Below are 22,773 nucleotides of genomic sequence, written 5' to 3'. Positions count from 1 at the left end.
GGAGGGAAATGGCGAGCCCCAAGTCCAAAGATTCTTCCCTTTCCAAAAAAGAGCTGTTGCCCGCACGACGCGATGGGTCGAACGCCAAGCCGCGTCCGCGGCCGGTGCGAAGCGCGTCACGCTACAGCCCGGCCGAAGTGAACGAGATATTCCGGCGCTTTTCCGTCCAGCGGCCCGAGCCGAAGGGGGAGCTCGAACATGTCAACGCCTTCACGCTGCTGGTCGCGGTGGTGCTGTCGGCGCAAGCGACGGATGCCGGCGTCAACAAGGCGACGCGGGCGCTGTTCAAGGCCGCCGATACGCCGCACAAGATGCTGGCGCTGGGGGAGGCAAGGGTCGGCGAATATATCCGCACCATCGGGCTGTGGCGCAACAAGGCGAAGAATGTGATTGCGCTGTCGCAGGCGCTGATCCGCGACCATGGCGGCGAGGTACCCGACAGTCGCGATGAATTGGTCAAGCTGCCCGGGGTCGGGCGCAAGACCGCCAATGTCGTGCTCAACATGGCCTTCGGCCAGCACACGATGGCGGTCGACACGCACATTCTGCGCATCGGCAACCGGCTCGGGCTGGCGCCCGGCAAGACACCGGAACAGGTCGAGCAGGGATTGTTGAAGATCATTCCGGACGAATATATGCGCCATGCACATCACTGGCTGATCCTGCATGGCCGCTATGTCTGCAAGGCGCGCAAGCCGGATTGCCCGGCCTGCGTCATCGCCGACATCTGCAAGGCCGAGGTCAAGACGACCGATGTGCCGGCACCGCTGGTGCCGATCGCACCGCTCGATCCTGTCGAGGAGATCCAGGACCGAAGCGGAACGACGACGTAGTTCAACTCTCCTCCACAAACACCTGTTCGCGCTTTTTCTTGACCGCCGGCAGGAAGACGATGACGAGCACGGCGAGCGCGATGAGCAGCAGGCTGGCGCTGATCGGTCTGGTCAAGAAGGTGCTTGGGTCGCCGCGCGAGAGGATCATGGCGCGGCGCAGGTTTTCCTCGAGCAGCGGGCCGAGCACGAAGCCGAGCAGCAGCGGCGCCGGTTCGCAGCGCAGCTTGGTCAGGAGGTAGCCGAGGAAGCCGAAGAAGGCGACGGCGTAGAGGTCGTAGACGTTGCTGTTGACGCTGTAGACGCCGATCGAGCAGAACGCCATGATGATCGGGAAGAGCACGTAATAGGGGATCGTCAGCAGCTTCACCCAAAGCCCGATCAGCGGCAGGTTGAGGATGATCAGCATCAGATTGCCGATCCACATCGAGGCGATGATGCCCCAGAACAGCGCCGGCTGTTCGGTCGCGACATTGGGGCCGGGTACGATGCCCTGGATGATCATGGCGCCGATCATCAGCGCCATGACCGGGTTGGCCGGAATGCCGAGCGTCAGCATCGGGATGAAGGAGGTCTGCGCACCGGCATTGTTGGCCGATTCCGGTCCGGCGACGCCTTCGATGGCGCCCTTGCCGAACTCCTGCGGGTTTTTCGAGACGCGTTTTTCGACCGTGTAGGACGCAAAAGCTGCCAGGATCGCGCCGCCTCCCGGCAGGATGCCGAGCGCCGAACCGATGATTGTTCCGCGCACGATGGGCGCTGCCATGCGCCGAAAGTCCTCGCGGGTCGGCATAAGGCCGGTGACCTTGCGGATCATCACGGAACGCTCATCCTCGTTTTCGAGGTTGCGCAGGATCTCGGCGACGCCAAAGACGCCGACCGCCACCGCAACGAAATTCAATCCGTCGGCATATTCCCGGATTCCAAGCGTGAAGCGCGGCGTGCCGGTGTAGATGTCGGTGCCGACAATGCCGAGCAGCAGGCCGAGCACGACCATGGCCAGCGCCTTGACGATAGAGCCGTGGGCGAGCGCGACGGACGAAACCAAGCCGACGATCATCAGCGAAAAATACTCGGCCGCGCCGAATTTCAGCGCGATCGCCGTCAGCGGCGGGGCAAAGATGGCGACGAGGAACGTCGACACCGTGCCGGCAAAGAACGAGCCGATGGCCGCGATCGCGAGGGCCGCTCCGGCGCGGCCGTTCCTGGCCATCTGGTAGCCGTCGATCGCGGTGACGGCGGACGAGGATTCGCCCGGCATGTTGATGAGAATGGCGGTGGTCGAGCCGCCATATTGGGCACCGTAATAGATGCCGGCGAGCATGATGAGGGAGGAAACCGGGTCGCCGATCTGGAAGGTGATCGGCAAAAGCATGGCGATGGTCGCGGTGGCGCCGATGCCGGGCAGGACGCCGATCAGCGTGCCGAGAAGGACGCCGATCAGGCAGAAACCGAGGTTGGTCAGCGACGTCGCCGTCGAAAAACCGAGCGCGAGGTTGTCGAGCAGATCCATGCTCATCGCCTCACGACACCAACCATGGGGCCAGCCACGGGCCGAAGCGGCGGAACGGCAGGCCGAGCGCGTAGCTGAAGACGAGGTACGCAAACAATGTCAGGCCGGCCGACAGCACGAGCGCGGTCAACGGCTTCATGCGGCGGCTGGCAAACGACGCGATCAACGCCGTCAGGAAGATCGACGGGATGAAGCCGAGGCCGCGCACCGTCAGGCCGAAGAAGATCGGAGCAGGCAGGATGAGCAGCATGCCGCGCCACGCGATATGCCCGATCGCTTCGCCCTCGACGCGTACGGCCTGGACGAGAATGACGGCGCCAAGCAGGATCAGCACGATCGCCAGGACCAGCGGAAAATAGCCTGGACCCATGCGCAACGCGGTGCCGATTTCGAGGCCGAGCGATTGCAGCGCGAACCATGCGCCGAAACCGATGAACAGGGCGGCGCACAGGCCGTTGGCCCTGTCGATCGCGAAAGGTTTCATGATGGTTCTCCCAAGCCCGCAGTGGGTAGCGGATGCCAAGCGAATAGGGGCGCTGGTGGCGCCCCTATTCAAACCTCAGTCGGCGTACTGGCCGGCGGCTTCGATGATCGGCTTCCAGCGCGCGATCTCGCTTTCCAGCTTGGCCTTCAGTGCGGCGGGCGTCGCATCGGCCTCGGGCGACGGCTTGGTGCCGAGTTCGGCGAAGCGGGCGACGACGTTCTGGTCCTTCAGCGCGACCTGCAGCGATTTCGACAGGCGTTCGGTGATCCCGGCCGGCGTGCCCTTGGGTGCATAGAGACCGTGCCAGATGCCGACCTGCACTTCGGGAAGGCCGCCTTCCACCGTCGTGGGCACGTCTTTCAGCACATCGAGGCGCTCCGGCGAGGTGACGGCATAGGCCTTGATGGTGCCGCCCTGAATCTGCTTGGTGGTGTTGGTCGTCTGGTCGCACATGATGTCGACCTGGCCGCCGAGGAGATCGGTCATGGCCGGGCCGGTGCCCTTGTAGGGTACGGTGACCAGCGGCGTCTTGATGGCGCTCATGAACAGCATGCCGCATAGATGCGAGGCCGCACCGATGCCTGCATTGGCGACGGTTATGGAATCCTTGTTGGCCTTGGCGTACTCCACCAACCCCTTGAGGTCGGTCGGCTCCAGGTCCTTGCGGCCGACGATGGTCATCGGCACCTCGGTGACGAGGCCGACATATTCGAAGGCGTTCAGCGTGTCGTAGGCGAGCTTTCTGTACAGTGTCGCACTTGTCGCCATGCCGATATGATGGAGCAGCAGCGTATAGCCGTCAGGCTCGGCGTTGGCGACGCGGCCGGCACCCAGCGTGCCGCCGGCACCGCCGACATTTTCGACGATGACCTGCTGGCCGAGATCCTTCGACATCGCTTCGGCGACGAGGCGCGTGACCGTGTCGGTCGGGCCGCCGGCCGCAAACGGCACCACAACGGTGATGGTGCGTTCGGGATAGGTCTGCGCGCCGGCAGTGAACCCATAAAGCGTGACGGCCGCGGCAGCAGCCAGAGTGGCGACAAATCTTCTCATCGTGATCTCCTCCCAGTGTATCAATCTCCAACCGCTGCGCGGGGTCCCTCTCAGCACCGCCTGCGGATGAAGCAACAACTAGCGCAAGCTAGCAGATTGCAACCGGAGGCAAACGGCAAACTGCTGATCAGCCCTATCCTAGTAGCCGTAGCCGCGCGCCATCGCCGCCGCGAAGACCGGGATGAGCAGGAAGATGAAAGCTTCGGCGCGGATATAGGTCTTCACGGACGCAAGTTCGGTCGCCGGCACCTGGAACGAGGCATTGCCGCTCGCCTGCCTGTTCCAGGATATGAAGCGGACGGTCGGGATGATCGACAGCAGGCCGACCACGATGAACGCCGCTATCTTGGCCCAGAACACCCAGTTGTAGACGTAGAATTCCCAGCCCTTGAGGCCATAGAAGACGCGGCCGATGCCGACGACGATGATCAGCGCGGCGATGACGCCGTAATGGCGGTCGATGCCGGCGAGCCTCTTGAGCGTCGCAGCACCCAGATCGCCGCGGATCAGGACGAATTCGGCGCCGATGATTCCCGCCAGCGAAAACACCAGCAGATGATGGAAGATCGCAAGCGCAAGATCGGTGGTGTCCATGCTCTTCCCCGGGTTTGACGGCGCCAATGCGCGCTTGAAAGTCGCGCTGGCAGGTGTTGAAATCGGCCTGCGGTGAAAAATAACACCGTCTCGCAAAATTCCCATAGCGGCGCCTGGATGATGGGCCGTGTTGCCCTGGCCCCTTGCGCCGCATCGGCGATTTGCTAATCGCTGGCGATCCGTGCGAGGCAGATCCCATGAACAATCCACAAGCGACCAGCGCTCCTGTCATCGAAACGAAGCGAACCATCCTGCGGGCACACCGGCTGGACGATTTCGACGCCTATGCCGCGATGTGGACCGATCCAGTGGTCACCCGTTTCATCGGGGGCAAGCCGCGCACGCGCGAAGAGAGCTGGATGCGCTTCCTGCGTCACGCCGGCCTGTGGTCGCTGCTCGGCTATGGCTTCTGGGCGATCGAGGAGAAGGCGACCGGGCGCTTCATCGGCGAGGCCGGGTTTCACGATCTGAAGCGCGACATGGAACCATCGATCGAAGGCATTCCCGAGGCCGGGTGGGCGCTGGTTCCGGCCGTGCACGGGGCGGGCTTCGCCACCGAGGTGGTTGCCCGCGTCCTGGCGTGGGGCGAAGCGATTTTCGGGCGCGAGAAGACCGTCTGCATCATCGATCCGGAAAACGGCGCTTCGCTGAGGGTGGCTGCCAAGTGCGGTTACCGGGAAGTGGTGAAGACCACCTATCATGACACTCCGACAATCCTGCTGGCGCGGTGACCTGAGCGGCGAGGCTGCCCGCTGCCGGCGCCGGCATGATGGCGCCTGTCGCCAGCAATGATGACGAGGCGGGCCCCGCCAAGAACCGCCGTGTGGTTCTGGTCAAATTGATCGGAGCGAGCCTTCCAACCGGGACGCATTCTACGGCATGGCGTCCGCTGCCAGGCTTGCCCGCTCCAGCATGGAGGCGTCCTCGCCGAAGGCGCGGGTGGCGCGGGCCGCCGCCTCGAGCAGCGGACGCTTCATGCGCTGCAGAAATGCCGCGTCGACGCGCGTGCTGGGCCCAGCTAGGGTCAAGGCGCCGAGCAGGACGCCTCCTGGGCCGAACACCGGCGCCGACACGCCCCCCGTCTCGGGGTCCCGGTCGCCCACGGCGAGGCAGTTGCAGGTCTTGCGGATGGTCTCGTAGGGTTCGCCCTGCTGGCCCGAAAACGCTGCGAGCACGCGGCCGCCCGAGCCCAGCAGCAAAGGCAATACGTCGCCTTCGCGTATCGTGTAGCGGATCGGGTGCTTGGATTCGACGCGGTAGAGACAGGTGCGGACATCGCCCGAGCGAACATAGAAGGCAACGCTCTCCCAGCTTCGCTCGGAAAGATCGCGCATGATCGGCAGCAGGATATCGACCGCCACGACCGAACGCTGGTAGAGCGCACCGAGCCGAAAGGTCGCGGGTCCGACGCGGTAGCGCCCGTTGTCGAGGCGCTCGAGCAATCGTCCGCGCAAAAGGGAATTCGCAAGCCGCAGGATGGTGCTCTTGTAGAGGCCGGTGCGCGCCGCGATTTCGGCCAGGCTGAGCGACCGGTCATCCGTGGTGAAGGCATCGAGGATGGCAATGGCCCGATCAAGCGCGGCAACACCGTCCGCCGAGGTGCGATCTATTTCCCCATTTGCCGATTTGCTTGGCGAGTCCATGGCGGTTCCAGTTTGAAGAAAGCCGAGCACGCGACTCTGTCGCGCCGCCAAATCGTTCTGTCCAGTAGAATATCGTTTCCGTTGACAGAACTCCGTAACATCTGCTTGAAATCGATGACGGGTCTGGATGCAGGCGCGTTTTGGCGGGCACCGGAGGAGGTGTCGTGATTTGGAGGAATCCCCATGCTGAACAGACGCAGATTTTTGATGAGCACCGCAGCCGTGGGTGCCGGGCTGATGACGTCGCATCTTTCTCCCGCTTTCGCCGAAGGCGCGCCCCAGATACAGCTCTTCGTGCCTGCCGCACCCGGTGGTGGCTGGGACCAGACGGCGCGCACGATCGACCAGGTGCTGCGCAGTGAAAAGCTCATCTCGGGTTCGCAGATCACCAATGTCGGCGGCGCCGGCGGCACTGTCGGGCTGCCGCAATTCATCAGCCAGTGGAACGGCAAAGGCAATTCCCTGATGGTTGCCGGCATGGTCATGGTTGGCGCCATCATTGCCAACAAGGCCGCGAACAATCTGACGCAAGTCACCCCGATCGCCCGCCTCACCGGCGAGTTCGAGGCCTTGGTCGTGCCGGCGGAGTCGCCGTTCAAGACGGCCGCTGATTTCGTCGCCGCGCTCAAGGCCGATCCGACAAAAGTTCCCGTCGCCGGCGGCTCCGCCGGCGGTTCGGATCACATCCTGTTCGGCTTGATTGCCAAGACGGTCGGCGTGCCGGCGACAAACCTGTCCTACGTGCCGTTCGCCGGCGGCGGTGAGGCATTGTCGGCGCTGCTCGGCAACCAGGTCGCGGCCGGCATCTCCGGCTTTGGCGAGTTCTCCGAGCAGGTCAAGGCGGGCGCGCTGCGGCTGCTCGCCATCTCGGCAGACAAGCGCCAGGACGGCATCGATGCGCCGACGCTGAAGGAGGCCGGCATCGATGTCGAGCTGTTCAACTGGCGCGGCGTCTTCGCACCGCCGGGCATTTCCGACGCCGACAAGGCGGCGATGGTCACAATGATCGAGACCATGGCCAAGAGCGATGCATGGGCAACCGAGTGCAAAAACCGCAACTGGACGCCCATCCTTTTGACTGGCGACGACTACGCAAAATTCCTCACCGAGGACACGGCCCGCATCACCGCGATCCTCAAGGATCTCGGCCTCGCCTGATGTCTTCAGGGGGCGGTTAGAGTGCCGCCCCCTTCCCATCTCGCCTGCCGCATGGACATATGATGCGGCGAAACTGCGGATGCGGTCGGCTGGAGGATGCCGGCCACCTTGGGAGGACACCGATGAGCACCAGCGACCCTCAGGCGGCGGCGCCGCGCCTTGCCATGCCCGAATTGTTGATCGGCGTCGGGCTTCTCGCCTGCGCCGGGGCCGTAGCCTGGCAGACCTTGGCGATCCCGGTGTCGCCGCTCTATTCCAAGGTCGGGCCGACCGTCTTTCCCTATATCACCATGACCGGCATGATCGTGCTTTCGCTGCTGCTCATCCTCGCAGCGCTGCGCGGCGGCTGGCAGCCGGAGGAAGAAAAGGAAACGCCGACCGACTGGAAGGCGATGGGCATCGTCGTTATCGGGCTGGTGGCAAACCTGGTGCTGATCCAGCCGCTCGGCTTTACCGCCGCCTCGGTCATTATGTTCGTTCTGGTCTGCTACGGCTTCGGCAGCAAGCGCACACTGCGTGACGCAGTGCTCGGCCTGATCCTGGCGCTGGCCGCCTATTTCGGCTTCGCCAGGGCGCTTGGCGTCAACATCGGTGCCGGTTTCATCGAGAACCAGCTGAACACGGTCATCGATGCGTTCATCACCGTGTTGAGGGGCTGACGCCATGGAAACGCTCGGACATCTCGCACATGGCTTCTCGGTCGCCTTCACCCCGGTCAACCTTCTGTGGTGCCTGCTTGGCACCACGCTTGGCACCGCCATCGGCGTGCTGCCCGGTCTTGGGCCGGCGCTGACCATCGCGCTGCTTTTGCCGATCACCTATCAGGTGGCGCCGGAGGCATCCTTCATCCTGTTCGCCGGCATCTACTACGGCGCCATGTACGGCGGTTCGACGACGTCGATCCTGCTCAACACGCCCGGCGAAAGCGCCACCATCGTCACTGCGTTGGAAGGCAACAGGATGGCGCGTTCCGGCCGTGGCGGTGCGGCGCTCGCCACGTCGGCGATCGGCTCGTTCGTCGCTGGCACGATCGGCACGATGGGCGTTGCCTTCCTGGCGCCGGTGGTGGTCAAATTCGCGCTGGCCTTCGGTCCGGCCGAATATTTCTCGCTGATGGTGCTGGCCTTCATCACCGTTTCGGCGGTGCTCGGCTCGTCGTCGGTGCGCGGCCTGACCAGCCTGTTCGCCGGCTTCGTCATCGGCATGATCGGCGTCGACCTGCAGACCGGCCAGCCGCGCTTCACCTTCGGCACGAACGAACTGCTCGATGGCGTCGATGTCATCATTGCCGCGGTCGGCCTGTTTGCCGTCGGCGAGACGCTCTACATGGCCTCGCGCCGCTATGCAGGCAAGGACGAGATCGTGCCGCTGAAGGGCTCGCTCTACATGACGGCGGCCGAATGGGGGCGTTCGTGGAAGCCGTGGCTGCGCGGCGCTGCTATCGGCTTCCCGATCGGCGCCATGCCGGCCGGCGGCGCCGAGATCCCGACATTCCTGTCCTACGCCATCGAAAAGAAGCTGTCGAAGCACAAGGAGGAGTTCGGCACGGTCGGCGCCATCGAAGGCGTCGCCGGCCCGGAAGCCGCCAACAATGCGTCTGCAGCCGGCGTGCTGGTGCCGATGCTGACGCTCGGCCTGCCAACGTCGGCGACGGCGGCGATCATGCTGTCGGCCTTCCAGAGCTACGGCATCAATCCCGGACCGCTGCTACTCACGACCCAGGGCGATCTCGTCTGGGGGCTGATCGCCAGCCTGTTCATCGCCAACGTCATCCTGGTCATCCTCAACCTGCCGTTGATCGGGCTGTGGGTGCGGTTGCTGAAAATCCCGGCGCCGCAGCTTTATGCCGGCATCCTGGTGTTCGCGACGGTCGGCACCTATGGTATTTCGCAGTCGCCCATCGACCTCGTCATCCTCTATCTGCTGGGAGCGGCCGGTTTCCTGATGCGGCGGTTCGATTTCCCGACCGCGCCTGTCATTATCGGCATGATCCTTGGGCCGCTCGCCGAAACCCAGTTCCGCCGGGCGATGACCATCTCGAATGGCGACTGGTCGGTGTTCTACACCCACAAGCTGTCGCTGACGCTGCTGACGCTCGCCTTCATCGGCCTCGCCGGCCCGCATATCTGGGCCTTCATCGAGCATCGGCGTCGGCGCGGACCGGAGCATGTGCCCGGCGATGCCTGATCGATCCATGATGCCATGACAGAACTGCTTTCCGGTATCCGCGTCCTTGACCTGACCAATGTGCTGGCCGGTCCCTACTGCGCCTATCAGCTGGCGCTGCTTGGCGCCGATGTGATCAAGGTCGAGGCGCCGCAAGGCGGCGACCTGGCCCGCCAGCTCGGCGGCTCGCCAAAGCTGAACAGCGCCGGCATGGGCGCATCGTTCCTGGCGCAGAACGCCGGCAAACGGTCGGTGGTGCTCGACCTCAAGAAGCAAGCCGATCGCGAGCGCTTTTTCGATCTGGTGGCCAGCGCCGATGCCCTGGTGGAGAATTTCCGCCCGGGCGTGATGGATCGGCTGGGGCTTGGCTACGAGGCGCTGAAGACGGTGCGTCCAGGCCTCGTCTATTGCGCGATATCGGGTTTCGGCCAGACCGGGCCGATGCGCGACAATCCCGCCTATGACCAGATAATCCAGGGCCTGTCGGGGATCATGAGTATCACCGGCACACCGGAAACGGCGCCGCTGCGGGTCGGCTATCCCGTGGCCGACACGCTTGGCGGACTGGTCGGCGCGTTCGCCATCGCCTCGGCGCTGGTGCGGCAGAAGACGAGCGGCGAGGGTGCCTTTCTCGACGTCTCGATGCTCGAATGCACACTTTCCGCGCTTGGCTGGCCGGTTTCCAACTATCTGACCGCAGGCATCGACCCCAAGCCGATGGGCAATGAGAACATGACGGCGGCACCCTCCGGTGCGTTTCGCACCGGCGACGGGCTCATCAATATCGCCGCCAACAAGCAGGAACAGTTCGTGACGCTGTGCCGGCTGATCGGCCGGCCGGAACTGGCCCTGGATGCCCGCTTTGCCGAGCGCGAGACGCGCAAGCGCAACCGTGCGGCGCTTAAAGTCGAGATCGAGCACGCCCTGGCGGGCGCGCCGGCTGCGGCCTGGGAAGAGATGCTCAATCGCGCCGGCGTGCCTGCCGGCAGGGTGCTGACGATCCCGCAAGTGCTGGCCGAGCCGCAAGTCCTCGAACGCCAGGTGACCGCGAATTTCGACGATGTGGCTGGTATGGACAAACCGCTGACCGTTCTGCGCGGCGGCTTCATGGTCGATGGCGAGGCGCCCTTGCCGACAAAGCCGCCGCCGGCGCTCGGCGAACATATGGGCGAGGTGTTCGCCGACCTGCCACCGCGCGTCAACACAAAGGCAAGCGCATGAGCGGCACGGAGAAGAAGACAGGCCGTGAGCGCGGCGAGGAATGGTGGCAGACCGACATCATCGAGATGCGGCCTGGTGTCATCCGGCTGCGCGGCTACGAGATCCAGGATCTGATCGGCCGCGTCAGCTTCCCGGCGATGATCTGGCTGATGCTGCGCGGCGAACTGCCCAGCGAGGATCAGGCCGCGCTGCTCGGCATTGCGCTCGGTGCCGCCGTCGACCACGGACCGCAGGCGCCATCGATCGCCATCGCGCGCATGGCTGCAACCTGCGGCGTCGGTATCAACAGCGCCATGGCCTCGGCCATCAACGTTCTCGGCGACGTGCATGGAGGCGCCGGCGAGCAGGCGCTTTCCTTCTATGGTGACATTGCCGTGGCGATCGATGCCGGGATGACGCTGAATGAGGCGGTCTCGGCGCGGCTCGACCGGTTCTTCGCCGAGGAGAAGGGCTATGTGCCGGGACTCGGACATCGCTTCCATCCCGTCGACCCGCGCGCGCCGCGCTTGCTGGAACTGATCCGCGAATTCGCCGCACGCGGTGCCGTCAATGGACGTTTCGCCGACATCGCCGCTGCGATCGAGGCTGACGTCGAACGCCGCAAGGGGAAAAAAATACCGCTCAACATCGATGGCGCCACCGCCGTCATCTATGGCGAACTCGGTTTTCCGCCGCCGCTGACGCGAGGGCTTTTCGTGCTGTCGCGCTCGGTCGGCATCCTGGCGCATGCTTGGGAGCAGTCGCAGCAGGCCGAGCGAAACAAGGGGCCGCTGCCGCGCGAGTGGCTGTGGGCCTATACCGGCACGCCGGTGCGGCCGTTTCCCGAAAGCGATGACCCCGGCGAGTGAGGCTTTACGCCTTGTCCACCTGCATAGGCTGGGGAAGCTTCAGCGTCTTCACCAACGTTGAAAGATCCGGCTCGTCGATGAGCATGGCCGCATCGGCTGGTGCCAGCCAGGCCCGCTGGCGTCGTTTGGCTTCCTGCCAATCGGCCAGTTCCTCCGTTACCTCGAGCAGATAGACGATGACGTCGACGCGGACAAAGCGATTGGCCAGCCGCTTCCAGTAGGAATAGGTGCCTGCCGGCTGCTTCAGCGTCTTGCCGAGTACGCCGGCTTCCTCCTGCGCCTCGATGGTGGCCGCCTTGCGCCCGCTCTTGCCCTTCATCGGCCAGCCCTTGGGTACGATGAAGCGCCTGGTGGTGCGCGACGTAACCAGCATGACCTCGATGTCGCCGCGCGCGATCAGCCGAAAGGGAACAGCCGCCACCTGGCGGATTCTTTCGCCCTTTTTTGCCTTGCGTACGGCTTTCTTCTTGGTGGCTGCCATTCGTCAATCCAGTCGATGCAATGCCGCATAGCGCGACAAGGCGTCGTTGCAAAACCAAAACTTTCGCATGTGCCGCCAAAACTTTCGCATATGCCGAAAGACACTCGAAATACCTAAGTCGGCTAAATAAATGAAAAAGGCCTTGTTGTCAGCGGCAATTGCTCACGGCGGTGGTGCCGATTATCTGGGTCTGGCAGCTTGGCTTGAGCTGCTGCACGACCGGGGGCGGTTGCTGAACGATCTGGCGGTCCTGGGCGCGGTACTGCCGCTGTTGCTGCTGATATTGCTGCCGCTGTATCCTGTTTTGCAGGATTTGCAGGTCGTTCTGCCGGATCAGCGCATTGTTGCCGGTAGCGGAATTGAGCGCTTGTGCGGAAGCCGGCAGGCAAACGCCCGCCAGCACTGCCGTGGCCAGCATTGCCACTGTGAAGATCGTTGATGGCCGAAGTGCCGACATTCGCTCATTCCCGCGCAAAAAACTCTGCCCACTGATATAGGACGTTTGCGCGGCGATGCCATGGCCAGCGGGTCGAGCGACCAAATCTGCTTGTCACCCCCGAAGGTCGCTTCGCGGCGGCGGAGAATCTGCCTGGCAACCCCGCATTGCACTTGACGGAGGCCGTCGATTCGCCGCTCTATCGGGTCGGCGCCGGCCTTGAGCTGAATGGCGTCAATGGCGTCGGCATGTCCGTCAGGTATAATGGCGCCTTCGGCGAAACGGTTAAACAGAACGCGATCAGCGCGTCTCTCAAGGTCAGTTTCTAGCTGGCCCGAGGCGGAGCCGGGCGGGAGGGATCTTGATGAGGAAGTACGCGCATTTCGTGGCGATGCTGGGTGTTGCCTGCACCGTCGGCGTGGCGGCCGTGGCGGCACAAACCAAGAGCGACAGGGCGGTCGCGGCACCCGCTGCCGCGGATGCGCCGCAGTTGCCCGGCGGCGCGTCGGCACTGTCTGAAACCCACGGCGACTGGACGGTCAATTGCCAGATATCGGGCACGGCCAAGACCTGCAGCCTGTCGCATCAGCAATTCAACAAGCAAAGCAATCAGCGGCTGCTGGCGATAGAGCTGTCGAGCAAGACCGGCGAGGATGCCACGGGCACGCTTGCGTTGCCGTTCGGCCTGGCGCTGGCCAAGGGGGTCAGCCTGACCATCGACGATCAGAAGCTGGACGGCAGCCTGGCGTTCAACACCTGCCAGGTCGTCGGCTGTCTGGTGCCGGTGGTGTTCGATGCGACTGTCACGCCACTGCTGAAATCAGGCACCACACTGAAGATCGACGCTTTCGCGGCAGACACCGGACAAGCGGTGAGCTTTTCCATTCCGCTCAACGGCTTCGCCGGCGCGCTTGCCCGGACCGCCGAGCTTTTGACCAATTGATGTAGAGCCGCAGGACTTAAAGCGCGCCGCCTGAATGCCGTCTCGCGGCAGGGCGGTGCGTCACTGCAGCAGAACGTCTTTCAGCTCAAACGACGATCGTTTTAAGCCTTTCGGCGATCAGGGCGGCGAGCCGCGCCGCCACATCATCCTTGCTCATCTCCGGCCATTCCTCGACGCCAGCCTTTGACACGATCCGCACCCGGTTGCGATCGCCGCCCATCACGCCCGAAGAACCGACGCCGCTTCCCTGCGACACGTCGTTGGCGACGATGAGATCGGCGCCTTTTTTCTTGAGTTTGGCCTCGGCGTTGCGCAGGAGATCCTGCGTCTCGGCGGCGAAGCCGATAACCAGGCCGGGTCGCTGGCTGTGATGGCCGACGCCGGCGAGAATGTCGGGATTCTCGACCATGCGCAGCACCGGCGGCCCTTCGCCGGCGACCTTCTTGATCTTCTCACCGGCTGAATTCTCGGTTCGCCAGTCGGCCACGGCGGCGACGAACACCGCCGCGTCTGCGGGCAGGAGCTGTTCCACCGCGTCCCGCATCTCTTGCGCACGTTCGACATGGATGGTCTTCACGCCAGCCGGATCGGCAATGCCGACAGGGCCGGAGACGAGGTGCACATCGGCGCCGAGCCTGGCCAGCGCTGCCGCTATGGCATGGCCCTGCTTGCCGGACGAACGGTTGGCGATGTAGCGCACCGGGTCGATCGGCTCATGCGTCGGGCCGGAGGTGACGATGATCTTGCGCCCCGACAGCGACTTCGGGCCGACGTCGAGCAGTGCCTCGATGGCGGCGACGATCTCCAGCGGCTCGGCCATGCGGCCTTCGCCGGCTTCATTGCTTTCGGCCATCTCACCCCTGGCCGGACCGACGAAGGTGACGCGGTCCTTCTGCAGCGTCGCGCGATTGCGGCGGGTGGCCGGATGCGCCCACATTCTGGTGTTCATGGCCGGCGCCATCAACACCGGCTTGTCCGTGGCGATGAGCACCGTGGAGGCCAGATCGTTGGCGTGGCCGTTTGCGAGCTTGGCCATCAGGTCGGCGGTGGCGGGCGCCACCACCAGCAGATCGGCCTCGCGCGACAGCCTGATGTGGCCGACATCGTGCTCGTCCTGGCGGTCGAACAGTTCGGTAAAGACATGGTCGGCGGAGAGCGCGCCGGCCGACAGCGTGGTGATGAATTCCTGTGCCGCCGATGTCATGATCACCCGCACCGCCGCACCACGCTCGCGCAGCCGGCGGATCAGATCGAGCGCCTTGTAGGCGGCGATGCCGCCGCCAATGATGAGCAGGATGCGCTTGCCGGAGAGGCTCATGCCTGAGACCAGTTCCTGTCCAGTGTCATGCCGGCTTCAGCGCCGGTTCGATATCGGTATGGATGAAATCATTACCCTTGAAAAGCAGCGGCAGGTTTCGCGTCTTGGCCAAGGCGTAAGCGAAACAGTCGCCCATGTTGAGATCAGCACGATGATGAGATCCACGGCCATAGAGAGAGTAGGCAAGCCGTGCGACTTCAAGCTGCGCTAAATCAAAAGGAACTACCGTCAACTCGAGAAGATCGATTAGCAGTTTGAGTTCGTTGACGTTAACGCCATCACTCGACCGGCTCGCGACACAATGCGCCTCCAGCAGCGTCGCTGCGCTTACCAGTGCAACAGATGAGGTACCGAAAACGTCGACGAATGCAGCGGCATCCGGCTCCGCGCCAAGGATTGCGATCAACGCCGAGGTATCGACCGCGACTGTCACAGAAGTCCCTCGTCCCACATATGGTCAGTAATCGCTTTGAGATCAAAAGGGCGTTCCAGCTTCCGCCCGAGCGCCAAGATTTCGTCACGGGAAGCCTTCAGTCGCCACGCCCCATTCTCAAGCCTGGTTTTTGGGATTGCCGCCTCACGCAAGGCATCCCGCACTTCCTGCTCCATCGAAACGCCGCGCGCGGCGGCGCGCTCGCGGAGCACCTGCTTCACGTTGTCGTCAAGGTTGCGGACTGTTATCGTGCTCATGGTCTTGCTCCATGCCGCTTAATATAGGCAACAAGCAGCGTGCATGCAATGACAGCATTGCTGTCATTGCATGCACTCAGATGATCTTCCAGGCGATATAGACGAGCGTCAGCGCGATGACCCACAGTGCCCAGCGGCCGGAGCGGCTGTAGCGCGCCTCGGCCTTGCCAATGGCGTGGGCGGTGGTTTCGTCGAAGCGCAGGCCGTGCTCCGCCATCAGGTCGATCTCGCGCGACAGCCGGTCGGTGCGCGCCGCAAGCTCGGGAATCTGGCGGGCCAGCGTGAGCAGCGCCCTGGCGCCGTCACGCGCATCGATCATCATGCCACGCGGCCCAAGATTGCCTGATATCCAGTCGCCGACCACCGGCTCGGCCGTCTTCCACATGTTGAAGGCCGGGTCGAGCGTGCGCGCCACGCCCTCGACCACCACCATGGTCTTCTGCAACAGGATCAATTCGGGCCGCGTCGCCATGTCGAAGAGTTCGGTGACCTCGAACAGCAGCGTCAGAAGCTTGGCCATCGAGATGGTCTCGGCCGGCTGGCCATGGATCGGCTCGCCGATGGCCCGGATCGCCTGCGCGAAGGCTGCAACATTGTGCTGGCGCGGCACATAGCCGGCCTCGAAATGGACCTCGGCGACACGCAGATAGTCGCGCGTGATGAAGCCATAGAGAATTTCGGCGAGGAAGCGGCGCTCCTTCTTGCCGAGCCTGCCGGCAATGCCGAGATCGACGGCAACGATGGTGCCGTTTGCCTCGACGAACAAATTGCCCGGATGCATGTCGGCATGGAAGAACCCGTCGCGCAGCGTGTGGCGCAGGAACGACTGGATGAGGTTTGCTGCGATCGCCTTCAGTTCATGGCCGGCGGCCTCCAGGCCGGCAATGTCGTTCATCTTGACACCGTCGACCCATTCCATGGTCAAGACGTCGCGGCCGGTGCGCTCCCAGTCGACGGACGGCACGCGAAAGCCGGAGTCATCCCTGGTGCTTTCGCCGAGCTCCGAGAGAGCCGCCGCCTCGAGGCGAAGATCCATCTCGATCTTGGTGGTCTGTGCCAGCGTCTGGGTGACCTCGACCGGCCGCAGCCGGCGTGACGAGGGGATGTATTTCTCTTGCAGGCGAGCGGCGAGGAAATAGCTTTCGAGATCCTGGAAGAAACGGCGGCGCACGCCGGGCCGGATCACCTTGACCGCCACCTTGGTGGCAATGCCGTCATGGAGAGCGTCGGCGGCATGGACCTGGGCGATGGAGGCGGCGGCGACCGGGTCGCCGAATTGCGTATAGAGATCGCCGACCTTGCGCCCGAGCGAAGCCTCGACCGCCGCGATGGCCTCGGCCCTGGGGAAGGTGTGCATCTTGTCCTGCAACGTGGCGAGATCGAGCGCCATGTCGTTGCCGACGACGTCGGGCCGTGTCGCCAGGAACTGGCCGAGCTTTACATAAGATGGACCGAGTCGGACGACCGCCTTGGCCAGCCGGTCGCTGCGCTCATAGGCCAGCGCGCGGCGGCGGGTGAACAGCCGCGCCATCCGCCAGCCGAACTTCGGCAGGCCGGACAGCTCCTCACCCGGCAAGGCGGCGACGACACCCTCGCGGACCAGCACCCAGCCGGCCCTTACGAGCCGGAATCCTGCACTGACATTGCTCATGGCAGCGCCAATCCTGCCGGCTCTTTGAACCGGCATAGCACGCGTCGATTATGAGAAATGCGGTCCGGCCTCAAAGCTTCCAGCCCGAATGAAGTGCTGCAATACCGCCGGAATAGTTGCGGAAGGAAACGCGGTCGAAGCCGGCGCGGGAAATCATCGTCGCGAAATTCTGCTGATTGGGAAACCTGGCGATCGATTCGACCAGATAGGAATAGGGTTCGCCGTCGCCAGTGACCATCTTGCCGATCTTGGGAATGGCGTTGAACGACCAGGCTTCATAGGCCTTGTCGAGCAGCGGCATCTCGACCTCGGAAAATTCCAGGCACAGGAAGCGCCCACCGGGCTTCAGCACGCGAAACGCTTCGCCCAAGGCCACCTCGATGCGCGGTACGTTGCGGATGCCGAAAGCGATGGTGTAGGCATCGAATGTGGCATCAGGGAAGGGCAGTTCCTCGGCATTGGCCTCGACGAAATCGGTGTTGCCGGACAGGCCCTTCTTTTCGGCCCGGTCGCGGCCGACAGCCAGCATCGAGCCATTGATGTCGAGCACGGTGGCATGAGCATTGCCGTGGCTGGCATCGACGATGCGGAAGGCGATGTCGCCGGTGCCGCCGGCAACGTCCAGCACGCGCCAGCCGATCCTTTTGGGAGGATTGAGCCAGGTGACCATGGCGTCCTTCCACAGCCGGTGCAGGCCGGCCGACATCAGATCGTTCATCAGGTCGTAGCGGTTGGCGACCTTGTGGAAAACATCGTTGACCAGGGACTGCTTGTCGCCAGCCCCTACACGCTTGAAACCATAGGAGGTTTCCATGCCGCCCGCGGCCGTGGTTCTCTCAACTGACATTTTTTTGATCCGTCATAAAACCGGCGGGACCATAGCCGATCGATGGTGCGGGCGCTATTGTTTAAGGCGCGGTGTTCAGCCGCGCTTCCAGGTGGCGGGTTTTCGAGACCTGGACGGACCGACGGGATGATTGAATGCCTTTGAAAGCGGAACTGCACTGCCACATCGAAGGGGCAGCGGCGCCCGAACTCGTCGTCCGCCAGGCGCAGAAATACGGCAAGGACACCTCGCCCTATATCCAGAACGGTTCCTTCGTCTGGCACGATTTCACCTCCTTCCTGGCGGCTTATGATTTTTCCGCCGATCTGTTCCGGACCGAGGAGGACTATGCGCGGCTGGCCGACCATTATCTGACCAGTCTCGCTCGCGATGGCGCCATCTATTCCGAAGTGTTCACCTCGCCGGACCACGCGAAAAAGGCCGGGCTGTCGCCGAAAGCCTATACCGATGCGCTCGGCGAAGGCATGGCCCGCGCCAAGGCCAAGACCGGCATCGAGGGCCGCATGATCGTTACCGGCGTGCGCCATGTCGGCGTCGAGTCGATCGAGCAGGCGGCGCGCTTCGCGGCGCGCTGCGGGCATCCGCTGGTCACCGGTTTCGGCGTTGCCGGCGATGAGCGCATCGGCGATATGGAGGACTATGTCAGGGCTTTCGAGATCGCCCGCGAAGCCGGGCTCGGCATCACCATCCATGCCGGCGAACTGACGGGCTGGGAGACCGTCCAGGCGGCGCTCGATCATATCCGTCCGTCCCGCATCGGCCATGGCGTGCGCGCCATCGAGAACCTGGACCTCGTCAGGCGCATCGCCGACGAGGGCGTCGTGCTGGAATGCTGCCCCGGTTCCAACATCGCGCTCAAGGTGTTCGACAGTTTTGCCGACCATCCGTTTCCGTCCCTGCAGGCGGCAGGCTGCAAGGTGACGCTCAATTCCGATGATCCGCCCTATTTCTGGACCTCGCTGAAGCGCGAATACGACATTGCCGCCGAGCATTTCTCGATGAACGAAAAGGCGCTGGCCGCCGTTACCCGTACAGCCATCGAAGCCGCTTTCGTCGACAGAAAGACAAAGACGGCACTTCTTGCCCGGTTGAGCAGCGCGGCACGCTGATTTCCGCCGACAAAGCTGTGGTCGGTGCGGGCCAAGCGGTTCCTTGGCCGGCGCATTGCCGCTAGGGTTCGCCCAGGCAGCTTGAAGCGCGGCGCGTCCGAAAGGGCCATGCGCGCATTTTCGGGCGCAGGCATCAGGAGAACACCATGAAGGGCGTCACCGTCGTCGACCACCCGCTTGTCCAGCACAAGCTGACCATCATGCGCAAGAAGGAAACCTCGACGGCCGGCTTTCGCCGGCTGCTGCGCGAAATCTCGCTGCTGCTCGGCTACGAGGTCACCCGCAACCTCGAACTGACGACGACGACCATCGAGACGCCGATGGAAACCATGGAAGCGCCGACGCTTGAGGGCAAGAAACTGGTCTTCGCCTCGGTGCTGCGCGCCGGCAACGGCTTGCTGGAAGGCCTGCTCGACCTGGTTCCGGCGGCCCGCGTCGCCCATGTCGGTCTCTACCGCGATCACGAAACGCTGGAAGCGGTCGAATATTTCTTCAAGGCGCCGAGCGACCTCGCCGACCGGCTGGTGATCGTCGTCGATCCGATGCTGGCCACCGCCAATTCGGCGATCGCGGCGATCGACAAGCTGAAAGAGCGTGGCGCCACCAACATCCGTTTCCTTTGTCTTCTGGCGGCGCCCGAAGGCATCGAGCGCTTCATCAAGGCGCATCCGGACGTTCCCGTCTTCACCGCTTCGATCGACCGCCAGCTCAACGAGAAGGGCTACATCATGCCCGGCCTTGGCGACGCCGGCGACCGCATGTACGGGACCAAGTAATATCAGGCAAAGTCGCCTGGTACGATTTACCAAATATTTACGCAAAGGCGCGGTTTTGGCGCGCGTTAAAGCGGCAAACACCATCCGGGTCTAACGATCGGCTGTCACTGCAGCGCCCCGCGTCCATTTCGGACGCGCAAAGGACGCTGTAGCACTTGATTTGCGTGAGCCTTCGAAAATCGATCCCGATTTTCGGGGTCATGCGGCGAGACCGATCCATGCTGCGCAAACTTCTGATCCTCGCCGTTTTCGCCGGTACATCGGCCTCGATACCGATTGTGTATCAGTCGAATCCGCAACTCGTCGAAAACCTACTGCGGTCGGCGGTGCCGGGCAAACAAGCGGCCGAAGCCCAACCGGACGTCAACCTGGCATCGGTGCCCAACAAGCCCGTGGCACCGCTGCCGATGGGCCGCAAGGTCGTCGTCGCGGCTGACGAACGCGGACACTTTTCATCGGCCTTCAAGCTCAATGGACGTCAGGTCGACGGCATGATCGACACCGGCGCCACGCTGGTCGCCATCAACATTTCGACGGCGCGCAGAATCGGCCTGTCGTTGAACGCTTCCGACTTCAACCGCGAGGTCAACACCGCCAACGGCACCATCAAGGCGGCCGTGGCCATGATCGACCGCCTGCAGATCGGCAACATCACGGTCAATGACGTCCAGACCATCGTGCTCGACGACAGGGCGCTGCGCACCAATCTGATCGGCATGAGCTTCCTCAACCGGCTCGACAAATACCAGGTCGAGAACGGCACGCTGCTGCTCGTCCAGTAAGGCTATTCGTTTCCGCAATTCCCAAGGGAAAGCGCTATGCGCTTTTCCCGGGAAACCGTTTCACACTTTTCCTGGAATTGCTTTAGCCGCGCGGCAGAATCCGCCGGATGACCGACTTGTCGGCGGGCGGCTTCGAGGCGCCGACCGTATAGGCCGAAAGCACGGTTGCGGCAGCGCTCTCGGCATCGGCCGATGAGCGGGCATGGACCAGCGCCAGCGGCTCGCCGGCCCCAACCTCCGCACCGACCGGCAACAGCTTGGTGATGCCGACCGCGGGGTCGATCTTGTCGTCCGGCCGCGTGCGTCCACCTCCCAGGCCGACCACGGCGAGCCCGATATCGCGGGTGGCGATGCCGGTGACGAAGCCGTTTGCGGTCGCCTTGACGGCGAATTCGATCGCCGCCGCCGGCAGATATTTTTCCGGTTTCTCGATGAAATCGGCGGGGCCGCCAAGCGCGGCCACCATGCGTGCGAAAGTGGCGGCGGCGCGGCCGCTGGCGAGCGTCTCGGTGGCGCGCCGCATGCCATCCTGGTTGGACGACACCAGCCCGGCCGACTGCAGCATTTCGGCGGCCAGCGCCAGCGTCACATCCTCGAGCCGACGGTCACGATACCGGCCGGTGAGGAAATCAACGGCGTTGCGCACCTCGACGGCGTTGCCGGCGGCCGACGCCAATGGCTCGTTCATCCCGGTGATCAACGCCGAAGCCTTCAGTCCGGCGCCGTTGGCGATCTCGACCAGACTGTTGGCGAGCGCGGTGGCGTCGCGCGATTTTTCCATGAAGGCGCCGTTGCCGACCTTGACGTCGAGCACCAGCGATTGCAGCCCGGCCGCCAGCTTCTTCGACAGGATCGAAGCGGTGATCAGCGGCACCGATTCGACCGTGCCGGAGACGTCGCGGATCGCATAGAGCCGCCGATCGGCGGGCGCGAGGTCGGCGGTCTGGCCGATGATGGCACAGCCTGTTTCGAGCACCGCCTTGCGAAACAGCGCGACGTCGGGCTGGCTGATGTAGCCGGGGATGGCATCCATCTTGTCCAGCGTGCCGCCGGTGTGGCCAAGGCCGCGGCCCGAGATCATCGGTACATAGGCGCCGCAGGCGGCGACGATCGGCGCCAGCATCAGCGAGACATTGTCGCCGACGCCGCCGGTCGAATGCTTGTCGGTGACCGGGCCGGGTAGGTCCGACCAGTCGAGCACATCGCCGGAATCGCGCATTGCCAGCGTGAGCGCCACGGCCTCGTCGCGGTTCATGCCGTTGAAGAACACCGCCATGGCGAAGGCGCCGGCCTGGCCGTCCGTAACGGCGCCCGACGTCACGCCCGCGACGAAGCCGGCGATCTCCTCTTCCGACAGCCTGAGGCCATCGCGCTTGCGGCGGATGATTTCCTGGGGAAGCATCAGGTCTCCAGCAGTCCGTCGTGGAACACGCGCTGCAGGATCGTCGCCAGCCGCGCGCCGCCGACCGGTGCCATGTCCTTGGTCTCCTGGTGCGATAGCTCGGCCCCGGTCATGCCGGCCGCCAAATTGGTGATGACCGAACAGGCGGCGACGCGCAGTCCGAGGAAGCGGGCGAGAATGACCTCAGGTACGGTCGACATGCCGACCGCATTGGCGCCCATGATGCGCGCCATGCGGATCTCGGCCGGCGTTTCGAAGCATGGACCGGAGAACCACATATAGACGCCCTTGTGCAGGGTGGTGCCGGTCGCATTTGCCGCCCGTTCGATGGCCTGGCGGATGCCGGCATCATAGGCTTCGGTCAGGCCGACGAAACGCCGGTCGCTTGGTTCGCCGATCAGCGGATTGGTGCCCGAGAAATTGATATGGTCCGATATCAGCATCACCGAGCCTGGCGGCATGTCCGGATCGACCGATCCGGCGGCATTGGTAAGGATCAGTTTCGTGATGCCGATGCCGGCCAGCACTTCCAGCACCGGCCGCATCGCCGCGGCGTTGCCGTGCTCGTAGTAATGGGCGCGGCCCGACAGCATCAGCACCGGCACGCCGGCAAACAGCCCTGCCACCACTTCGCTGGCGTGCCCGGTGACACCGCTTCTGGGAAAACCCGGCAGGTCGGCATAGGAGACGCGGATCGGGCCCTCGATCTGGTCGACCAGACCGCCGAGGCCCGAACCGAGCACCAGTGCCGTGGCCGGCGCCAGGCCGTCCAGCCTTTCGACGAGATGATCCAGGGCTTTTTCCGTCATCGCTGCCAGCTGTTCATTT

General features: G+C 63.9%; 26 protein-coding genes. 13 read left to right on the top strand and 13 right to left on the bottom strand.

What is annotated here, in order from left to right; translation table 11 throughout:
* Positions 1-8: 8 nt before the first annotated feature.
* Positions 9-833, top strand: coding sequence for an endonuclease III (gene nth, locus EOA19_RS07670; protein ID WP_128303201.1), 825 nt, complete (start codon positions 9-11; stop codon positions 831-833).
* Between the two features lies 1 nt (position 834).
* On the opposite strand, the gene EOA19_RS07665 is transcribed toward nth, so the two are convergent.
* The 4 genes from EOA19_RS07665 to EOA19_RS07650 all read right to left on the bottom strand — a co-directional run bounded on the left by EOA19_RS07665 (position 835) and on the right by EOA19_RS07650 (position 4,474).
* Positions 835-2,343 (bottom strand): tripartite tricarboxylate transporter permease, encoded by a 1,509-nt coding sequence (locus EOA19_RS07665; protein ID WP_128303200.1) that lies wholly within the window; start codon positions 2,341-2,343, stop codon positions 835-837.
* Positions 2,344-2,353: 10 nt separating this feature from the next.
* Positions 2,354-2,827: a tripartite tricarboxylate transporter TctB family protein gene (locus EOA19_RS07660; protein WP_023812551.1), complete on the bottom strand. Its 474-nt coding sequence runs from the start codon at positions 2,825-2,827 to the stop codon at positions 2,354-2,356.
* 75 nt (positions 2,828-2,902) lie between these two features.
* On the bottom strand, positions 2,903-3,880 hold the full coding sequence (locus EOA19_RS07655) for a tripartite tricarboxylate transporter substrate-binding protein (RefSeq protein WP_023812552.1): 978 nt from the start codon (positions 3,878-3,880) through the stop codon (positions 2,903-2,905).
* A 138-nt stretch (positions 3,881-4,018) separates the two neighbouring features.
* Complete coding sequence (locus tag EOA19_RS07650) at positions 4,019-4,474, bottom strand: DUF2214 family protein (RefSeq protein WP_128303199.1); 456 nt, start codon at positions 4,472-4,474, stop codon at positions 4,019-4,021.
* Between the two features lie 197 nt (positions 4,475-4,671).
* On the opposite strand from EOA19_RS07650, the gene EOA19_RS07645 reads away from it, so the two are divergent.
* Positions 4,672-5,205: a GNAT family N-acetyltransferase gene (locus EOA19_RS07645; RefSeq protein ID WP_128303198.1), complete on the top strand. Its 534-nt coding sequence runs from the start codon at positions 4,672-4,674 to the stop codon at positions 5,203-5,205.
* Positions 5,206-5,346: 141 nt separating this feature from the next.
* Here EOA19_RS07645 and EOA19_RS07635 read toward each other — a convergent pair whose 3' ends face one another.
* Positions 5,347-6,117, bottom strand: coding sequence for an IclR family transcriptional regulator (locus tag EOA19_RS07635; protein ID WP_023812555.1), 771 nt, complete (start codon positions 6,115-6,117; stop codon positions 5,347-5,349).
* Between the two features lie 183 nt (positions 6,118-6,300).
* Here EOA19_RS07635 and EOA19_RS07630 point away from each other — a divergent pair, with 183 nt between their 5' ends.
* The 5 genes from EOA19_RS07630 to EOA19_RS07610 all read left to right on the top strand — a co-directional run bounded on the left by EOA19_RS07630 (position 6,301) and on the right by EOA19_RS07610 (position 11,510).
* On the top strand, positions 6,301-7,275 hold the full coding sequence (locus EOA19_RS07630) for a tripartite tricarboxylate transporter substrate-binding protein (protein WP_128303197.1): 975 nt from the start codon (positions 6,301-6,303) through the stop codon (positions 7,273-7,275).
* 122 nt (positions 7,276-7,397) lie between these two features.
* Complete coding sequence (locus EOA19_RS07625; RefSeq protein ID WP_023812557.1) at positions 7,398-7,934, top strand: tripartite tricarboxylate transporter TctB family protein; 537 nt, start codon at positions 7,398-7,400, stop codon at positions 7,932-7,934.
* 4 nt (positions 7,935-7,938) lie between these two features.
* On the top strand, positions 7,939-9,462 hold the full coding sequence (locus tag EOA19_RS07620) for a tripartite tricarboxylate transporter permease (RefSeq protein WP_023812558.1): 1,524 nt from the start codon (positions 7,939-7,941) through the stop codon (positions 9,460-9,462).
* A 15-nt stretch (positions 9,463-9,477) separates the two neighbouring features.
* On the top strand, positions 9,478-10,662 hold the full coding sequence (locus EOA19_RS07615) for a CoA transferase (protein ID WP_023812559.1): 1,185 nt from the start codon (positions 9,478-9,480) through the stop codon (positions 10,660-10,662).
* On the top strand, positions 10,659-11,510 hold the full coding sequence (locus tag EOA19_RS07610; RefSeq protein WP_023812560.1) for a citryl-CoA lyase: 852 nt from the start codon (positions 10,659-10,661) through the stop codon (positions 11,508-11,510). Before EOA19_RS07615 ends, EOA19_RS07610 begins: the two co-directional genes overlap by 4 nt.
* Positions 11,511-11,514: 4 nt before the next feature.
* Here EOA19_RS07610 and EOA19_RS07605 read toward each other — a convergent pair whose 3' ends face one another.
* Positions 11,515-11,991: an NUDIX hydrolase gene (locus tag EOA19_RS07605; RefSeq protein ID WP_023812561.1), complete on the bottom strand. Its 477-nt coding sequence runs from the start codon at positions 11,989-11,991 to the stop codon at positions 11,515-11,517.
* Positions 11,992-12,121: 130 nt separating this feature from the next.
* Between EOA19_RS07605 and EOA19_RS36525 the strand changes: the two genes are divergently transcribed.
* From EOA19_RS36525 to EOA19_RS07595, 3 genes are all read left to right on the top strand, one after another.
* Positions 12,122-12,430 carry a hypothetical protein gene (locus EOA19_RS36525; protein ID WP_164892879.1) on the top strand — a complete coding sequence of 103 codons (309 nt, stop codon included), beginning with the start codon at positions 12,122-12,124 and terminating at the stop codon, positions 12,428-12,430.
* A 170-nt stretch (positions 12,431-12,600) separates the two neighbouring features.
* Positions 12,601-12,756, top strand: coding sequence for a hypothetical protein (locus EOA19_RS35225; protein ID WP_164892878.1), 156 nt, complete (start codon positions 12,601-12,603; stop codon positions 12,754-12,756).
* Positions 12,757-12,791: 35 nt separating this feature from the next.
* Positions 12,792-13,370 (top strand): invasion associated locus B family protein, encoded by a 579-nt coding sequence (locus EOA19_RS07595; RefSeq protein ID WP_128303196.1) that lies wholly within the window; start codon positions 12,792-12,794, stop codon positions 13,368-13,370.
* An 85-nt stretch (positions 13,371-13,455) separates the two neighbouring features.
* Here EOA19_RS07595 and coaBC read toward each other — a convergent pair whose 3' ends face one another.
* The 5 genes from coaBC to ubiE form a co-directional block, all read right to left on the bottom strand.
* Positions 13,456-14,688, bottom strand: coding sequence for a bifunctional phosphopantothenoylcysteine decarboxylase/phosphopantothenate--cysteine ligase CoaBC (coaBC, locus tag EOA19_RS07590; protein ID WP_128303195.1), 1,233 nt, complete (start codon positions 14,686-14,688; stop codon positions 13,456-13,458).
* A 25-nt stretch (positions 14,689-14,713) separates the two neighbouring features.
* Positions 14,714-15,121, bottom strand: coding sequence for a type II toxin-antitoxin system VapC family toxin (locus tag EOA19_RS07585; protein ID WP_127290735.1), 408 nt, complete (start codon positions 15,119-15,121; stop codon positions 14,714-14,716).
* A complete protein-coding gene (locus tag EOA19_RS07580) occupies positions 15,118-15,378 on the bottom strand; it encodes a plasmid stabilization protein (RefSeq protein WP_023812567.1) in 261 nt (86 codons plus the stop codon). The genes EOA19_RS07585 and EOA19_RS07580 overlap by 4 nt, the downstream gene beginning before the upstream one ends.
* 76 nt (positions 15,379-15,454) lie before the next feature.
* Entirely contained in the window at positions 15,455-17,029 is a 1,575-nt protein-coding gene (gene ubiB, locus EOA19_RS07575) for a 2-polyprenylphenol 6-hydroxylase (protein ID WP_128303194.1), read from the bottom strand.
* Between the two features lie 70 nt (positions 17,030-17,099).
* A complete protein-coding gene (gene ubiE, locus EOA19_RS07570) occupies positions 17,100-17,876 on the bottom strand; it encodes a bifunctional demethylmenaquinone methyltransferase/2-methoxy-6-polyprenyl-1,4-benzoquinol methylase UbiE (RefSeq protein ID WP_127328341.1) in 777 nt (258 codons plus the stop codon).
* A gap of 134 nt (positions 17,877-18,010) precedes the next feature.
* On the opposite strand from ubiE, the gene EOA19_RS07565 reads away from it, so the two are divergent.
* The 3 genes from EOA19_RS07565 (at position 18,011) to EOA19_RS07550 (ending at position 20,543) form a co-directional block, all read left to right on the top strand.
* Positions 18,011-18,985, top strand: a complete 975-nt coding sequence (locus EOA19_RS07565) for an adenosine deaminase (protein ID WP_128303193.1) — start codon at positions 18,011-18,013, stop codon at positions 18,983-18,985.
* 146 nt (positions 18,986-19,131) lie between these two features.
* Positions 19,132-19,761: a uracil phosphoribosyltransferase gene (gene upp / locus EOA19_RS07560; protein WP_023812571.1), complete on the top strand. Its 630-nt coding sequence runs from the start codon at positions 19,132-19,134 to the stop codon at positions 19,759-19,761.
* 218 nt (positions 19,762-19,979) lie between these two features.
* Positions 19,980-20,543, top strand: coding sequence for a TIGR02281 family clan AA aspartic protease (locus EOA19_RS07550; protein ID WP_128303191.1), 564 nt, complete (start codon positions 19,980-19,982; stop codon positions 20,541-20,543).
* Between the two features lie 82 nt (positions 20,544-20,625).
* On the opposite strand, the gene deoA is transcribed toward EOA19_RS07550, so the two are convergent.
* Both deoA and EOA19_RS07540 read right to left on the bottom strand, forming a co-directional pair.
* Positions 20,626-21,945 (bottom strand): thymidine phosphorylase, encoded by a 1,320-nt coding sequence (gene deoA, locus EOA19_RS07545; RefSeq protein WP_128303190.1) that lies wholly within the window; start codon positions 21,943-21,945, stop codon positions 20,626-20,628.
* On the bottom strand, positions 21,945-22,754 hold the full coding sequence (locus EOA19_RS07540) for a purine-nucleoside phosphorylase (protein ID WP_128303189.1): 810 nt from the start codon (positions 22,752-22,754) through the stop codon (positions 21,945-21,947). The genes deoA and EOA19_RS07540 overlap by 1 nt, the downstream gene beginning before the upstream one ends.
* Positions 22,755-22,773 lie beyond the last annotated feature (19 nt).

It is taken from the genome of Mesorhizobium sp. M7A.F.Ca.US.010.02.1.1, assembly GCF_004023085.1.
Lineage (GTDB): Bacteria > Pseudomonadota > Alphaproteobacteria > Rhizobiales > Rhizobiaceae > Mesorhizobium.
This window is presented reverse-complemented; position numbering and strand designations above follow the sequence as displayed.

Excerpts from the sequence above, each read along its gene's own strand:
- EOA19_RS07610 (WP_023812560.1), top strand. The coding sequence starts at position 10,659 with ATGAGCGGCACGGAGAAGAAGACAGGCCGTGAGCGCGGCGAGGAATGG.
- EOA19_RS07565 (WP_128303193.1), top strand. The coding sequence starts at position 18,011 with ATGCCTTTGAAAGCGGAACTGCACTGCCACATCGAAGGGGCAGCGGCG.
- EOA19_RS07550 (WP_128303191.1), top strand. The coding sequence starts at position 19,980 with ATGCTGCGCAAACTTCTGATCCTCGCCGTTTTCGCCGGTACATCGGCC.
- EOA19_RS07620 (WP_023812558.1), top strand. The coding sequence starts at position 7,939 with ATGGAAACGCTCGGACATCTCGCACATGGCTTCTCGGTCGCCTTCACC.
- coaBC (WP_128303195.1), bottom strand. The coding sequence starts at position 14,688 with ATGAGCCTCTCCGGCAAGCGCATCCTGCTCATCATTGGCGGCGGCATC.
- EOA19_RS07660 (WP_023812551.1), bottom strand. The coding sequence starts at position 2,827 with ATGAAACCTTTCGCGATCGACAGGGCCAACGGCCTGTGCGCCGCCCTG.
- EOA19_RS07540 (WP_128303189.1), bottom strand. The coding sequence starts at position 22,754 with ATGACGGAAAAAGCCCTGGATCATCTCGTCGAAAGGCTGGACGGCCTG.
- EOA19_RS07625 (WP_023812557.1), top strand. The coding sequence starts at position 7,398 with ATGAGCACCAGCGACCCTCAGGCGGCGGCGCCGCGCCTTGCCATGCCC.
- nth (WP_128303201.1), top strand. The coding sequence starts at position 9 with ATGGCGAGCCCCAAGTCCAAAGATTCTTCCCTTTCCAAAAAAGAGCTG.
- EOA19_RS07630 (WP_128303197.1), top strand. The coding sequence starts at position 6,301 with ATGCTGAACAGACGCAGATTTTTGATGAGCACCGCAGCCGTGGGTGCC.
- upp (WP_023812571.1), top strand. The coding sequence starts at position 19,132 with ATGAAGGGCGTCACCGTCGTCGACCACCCGCTTGTCCAGCACAAGCTG.
- EOA19_RS07645 (WP_128303198.1), top strand. The coding sequence starts at position 4,672 with ATGAACAATCCACAAGCGACCAGCGCTCCTGTCATCGAAACGAAGCGA.
- EOA19_RS07635 (WP_023812555.1), bottom strand. The coding sequence starts at position 6,117 with ATGGACTCGCCAAGCAAATCGGCAAATGGGGAAATAGATCGCACCTCG.
- EOA19_RS36525 (WP_164892879.1), top strand. The coding sequence starts at position 12,122 with ATGAAAAAGGCCTTGTTGTCAGCGGCAATTGCTCACGGCGGTGGTGCC.
- ubiB (WP_128303194.1), bottom strand. The coding sequence starts at position 17,029 with ATGAGCAATGTCAGTGCAGGATTCCGGCTCGTAAGGGCCGGCTGGGTG.
- deoA (WP_128303190.1), bottom strand. The coding sequence starts at position 21,945 with ATGCTTCCCCAGGAAATCATCCGCCGCAAGCGCGATGGCCTCAGGCTG.
- EOA19_RS07665 (WP_128303200.1), bottom strand. The coding sequence starts at position 2,343 with ATGGATCTGCTCGACAACCTCGCGCTCGGTTTTTCGACGGCGACGTCG.
- ubiE (WP_127328341.1), bottom strand. The coding sequence starts at position 17,876 with ATGTCAGTTGAGAGAACCACGGCCGCGGGCGGCATGGAAACCTCCTAT.
- EOA19_RS07605 (WP_023812561.1), bottom strand. The coding sequence starts at position 11,991 with ATGGCAGCCACCAAGAAGAAAGCCGTACGCAAGGCAAAAAAGGGCGAA.
- EOA19_RS07655 (WP_023812552.1), bottom strand. The coding sequence starts at position 3,880 with ATGAGAAGATTTGTCGCCACTCTGGCTGCTGCCGCGGCCGTCACGCTT.
- EOA19_RS07595 (WP_128303196.1), top strand. The coding sequence starts at position 12,792 with ATGAGGAAGTACGCGCATTTCGTGGCGATGCTGGGTGTTGCCTGCACC.
- EOA19_RS07580 (WP_023812567.1), bottom strand. The coding sequence starts at position 15,378 with ATGAGCACGATAACAGTCCGCAACCTTGACGACAACGTGAAGCAGGTG.
- EOA19_RS07650 (WP_128303199.1), bottom strand. The coding sequence starts at position 4,474 with ATGGACACCACCGATCTTGCGCTTGCGATCTTCCATCATCTGCTGGTG.
- EOA19_RS07615 (WP_023812559.1), top strand. The coding sequence starts at position 9,478 with ATGACAGAACTGCTTTCCGGTATCCGCGTCCTTGACCTGACCAATGTG.